The sequence below is a fragment of the Plasticicumulans sp. genome (genome assembly GCF_035331805.1).
Classification (GTDB): domain Bacteria; phylum Pseudomonadota; class Gammaproteobacteria; order Competibacterales; family Competibacteraceae; genus Plasticicumulans.
In genome coordinates, this window is sequence record NZ_DAOLKE010000386.1 from 1 (window position 1) to 3,087 (window position 3,087).

At 71.6% G+C, this 3,087-nt stretch carries 3 protein-coding genes; all 3 read right to left on the reverse strand.

Annotation, left to right across the window (positions count from 1 at the left end; all coding sequences use genetic code 11):
- Positions 1-17: 17 nt before the first annotated feature.
- Complete coding sequence (locus tag PKE44_RS17245; RefSeq protein WP_324553732.1) at positions 18-1,250, reverse strand: heme biosynthesis HemY N-terminal domain-containing protein; 1,233 nt, start codon at positions 1,248-1,250, stop codon at positions 18-20.
- Entirely contained in the window at positions 1,247-2,617 is a 1,371-nt protein-coding gene (locus PKE44_RS17250; RefSeq protein ID WP_324553734.1) for a uroporphyrinogen-III C-methyltransferase, read from the reverse strand. The genes PKE44_RS17245 and PKE44_RS17250 overlap by 4 nt, the downstream gene beginning before the upstream one ends.
- On the reverse strand, positions 2,614-3,087 hold a 474-nt coding region (locus PKE44_RS17255), incomplete at its 5' end, for a uroporphyrinogen-III synthase (RefSeq protein ID WP_324553736.1). The genes PKE44_RS17255 and PKE44_RS17250, both read right to left, overlap by 4 nt.

The window sequence follows — 3,087 nt, forward strand, 5'->3', positions numbered from 1 at the left end:
GCGGGAAAGGCTGCGGATCAGGTCGCCAGGCTCTTCTGCGCCGGCAGCGCCTCGCCGGTGTGCACCTCGTCGCGGCCGGTCAGCAGGCGCAGGCCGGCGCGGTAGAAGGCGACCGCGGCCGGGCTGTCGTGCTCTTCGAGCAGCGCGCCGAGGGCCTCATAGGTATCGGCCATCGGCGTGATCTTCAGGCTGGCTTCGAGGTAGGCGCGGGCCTTGTCGAGCTTGTGGGCGCGGGCGGCGAGGCGCCCGAGCGTCAGCAGCAGCCAGGGATTGTCCTTGTGCACCGACAGCCAGCCCTCGGCGGTCGCGAGCTGCGCGTTCGGGTCGCCGCGGCCGAGCTGGCCGTAGGCGATGCAGAGCGGGTTGCTCCACTTCTGCGCGAGCGCGGCCTTCAGCACCTTCTCGGCCTCGGCCGGGTCATGCTCGCGCAGGCTGCCGACGTATTCGATCAGCAGGGTTTCCTCGTTGCGCAGCGCGCGCGGCACGCCGTTCCAGGCGCGCTGCACGTCGGCGGCGACGCCGCGGCGCGTGGTGCTGGCGAGGCGTTCGCGGTGCACCTGGATCTGGCCGTCGTGGAAGCCGGACTCGTCGAGCAGCTTGCGCTTGCGCAGCTCCGGCAGCAGGCGCAGCGCGTGGTCCCAGTCGCCGATGCGGCTGGCGATCTCAAGCTGCAGTTCGAGCACGCGCGGCTGGTTCGGGGCGAGCGTCTGCACGTCGTGCAGCACCTTGCGCGCGCCCTCGACGTCGTCGTCCTCCAGCAGCATCTCGGCGCGGGCGATGCCGACGATCGCGACCGCATCGCGCGGCAGCTTGGCGGCCTGCTCGAAGTAGCGCTCGCGGCGGTCCTTGGCGCCGAGGCGGTGCGCGGCGCGCGCGGCACCGACGAAGTACAGCGCGCGGTTGGTCTCGGCGAGCACGATGCCCTTCTGGAACGCGCTCTCGGCGGCCTGCAGGCGGCCTTCCTCCAGCGCCTTCTGGCCGAGGGCGAGCAGGCGCGCGGCCTTGCGCTCGCGCCGGCGCGTGCTGATCGCGCGCAGCGTGCCCGGCATGCGCAGCAGGCGGCCGAGGTAGCGGATCAGCTTGTAGAGGATGAAGAAGCCGAGCACGCCGATCACCAGCGCCGCGGCGACCGAGGTCTCGATGGTCCAGTTGCCGACGGTGATCAGCACGTAGCCGGCGTCCTGGCGCACCAGCCAGGCGAGGCCGACCGCGGAGAACAGCGCAACGATGAGGCCGATCAGGAAGCTCACGGCTTGACCTCCCCGGCCGGGGCGGCTTCAGGCGTGGCCGCCGGGGCGGGGGCAGCGGCCGGGGCGGGCGGCGTCACCGGGCCGACGGCCGACTTCACCGGCTGGCGGCGCGCGAGGATTTCGTTGAAGGCCTGCACGGTGCCGGTCAGATCGGGCAGGTAGGGCTGGAACTGCGTCTGCGCGAGGCCGTCGACTTCCTTGGCCATCGCCTGCACCTGCGCATCGGCGGTGTCGAAGTATTCCTTCAGCAGGCCCTGCGCGAGCTGCGCCGACTGCTGGAAGGCGACGGCGTCCTCACGCAGCAGCGCGACGCGCATGCCTTCGAGGTTCAGCTTCAGGTTCTCGTGCAGGAAGTAGGATTCCTTCGGCGACATCAGCGGCTGCGACTGCGTGCGCTCGTGCTTGATGACGACGATGTCCTTGATCTGATTCCAGGCGTTGGTCGCGAGGCGCTCGTACCACGGGTCCTCGCTGTCCGGCACGCTGTTCTCGAGCTGCGGCTTGACGCGTGCCTTCAGGTTGTCGACCTGGATGTCGGGGCGCACGCGCAGCGTCGCGGCCTTGCCTTCGAGCTCGATGATGCGCGCCGACAGCGCCGCGTGATCCGGCAGGCGCACGCCGCGCACGGTGGCGACGTTCTCGGCGAGCATGCGCTGCACGCTCGCGAACGCGAGTTCGTTGGCGGCACCGAGGCGCTGCTCGGCCAGCGACAGCGCGGCGAGCGCGGCCTTCGGGTCCTTTTCGAGCGCGAGCTTGTGGTTGGCGATGCGCAGCAGATAGCCGACTTCGGACAGCGTCAGCGCGTTCACGTCACCGCGCGCGGCGGCGGTCTTGGCGGCCTCGACCTCGTCGAACAGGCCGCGCTGGCCGAGCTGCAGCGTCTGCACGCGGTCGGCGAGCGCGGTCAGGTCGGCGGCCTGCTTCTTCTGCACGTCGGCGATCTGGCCGGAGAACTGGCCGGTCAGCGAGGACTTGGCGGCGGCGAGCTCGTCCTGCACGGACTTGACCACGGCCTGCATGTCGGCGAGCTGCTTGGCGCCCTGCGCCTGGCTGTCGCTGATCGCCTTCTTCACGCGCGCATCGAGTTCGGCGTCGTGCTGGATCGTGGCCTGCCGGCCCTGCCACCACTGGTACCCGACGTAGGCCGTGCCGGCCGCCGCGGCCAGCGCCACCGCCAGCGCGATGCCGCCGAGCGGGCTGCTGCCGCTGCGCACCGGTACGGCCTCGACCGCTGTCGCCTTGGCCGGCGCCGCCGGTGCTGCCTTGCCGCCCGCCGGCTTGTCGTCAGCCTTCGGCGCGCCCTTGCCGCCCGTCAGGATCGGCGCCTGCGGTGATGGCTTGCCCGGTTGGGTCGTCTTGTCCGTCATGTCGGGTCCTCTGGTGGATCGCTGGTGGGATCACGCGCGGTGATCGCAGGTGGTTCCGGTGTGGTTGCTGGAGTGATCGTGTGGGTCGTGTGCTCTGCCGTGCGCGCCGAATGCCACCCGGCCAGCGCAGCCACGATCGCCGCTGCATCGGCGCCCGTGGCGATCACGGGCGCGTGCGACCAGCCCAGATCGCGGGCCAGACGGGCGGCGCGCGGGCTGACGACCAGCAGGGGCGTCGAGAGCAGCGATTCTCGCCCGCGCGCGTCAAGCAGATCAAAGAGATTCGTCAAGGATTCGTTGCTGCTCGCCGTGACGATGTCGATCGCCCCGTCGCGCAGCCAGCCGGCGAGGCGCTGCGGGTCGGCATCGGGCGGCGGCGCGCGCCGGTAGAGCTCGGCGATCACGACCTCGGCGCCGCGGCGCCCGAGTTCGGCGCCGAGCAGCTCGCGCCCGCCCTCGCCGCGCAGGAT

Coding starts and splice junctions, on each gene's coding strand:
- PKE44_RS17250 (WP_324553734.1), bottom strand. CDS start 2,617: ATGACGGACAAGACGACCCAACCGGGCAAGCCATCACCGCAGGCGCCG.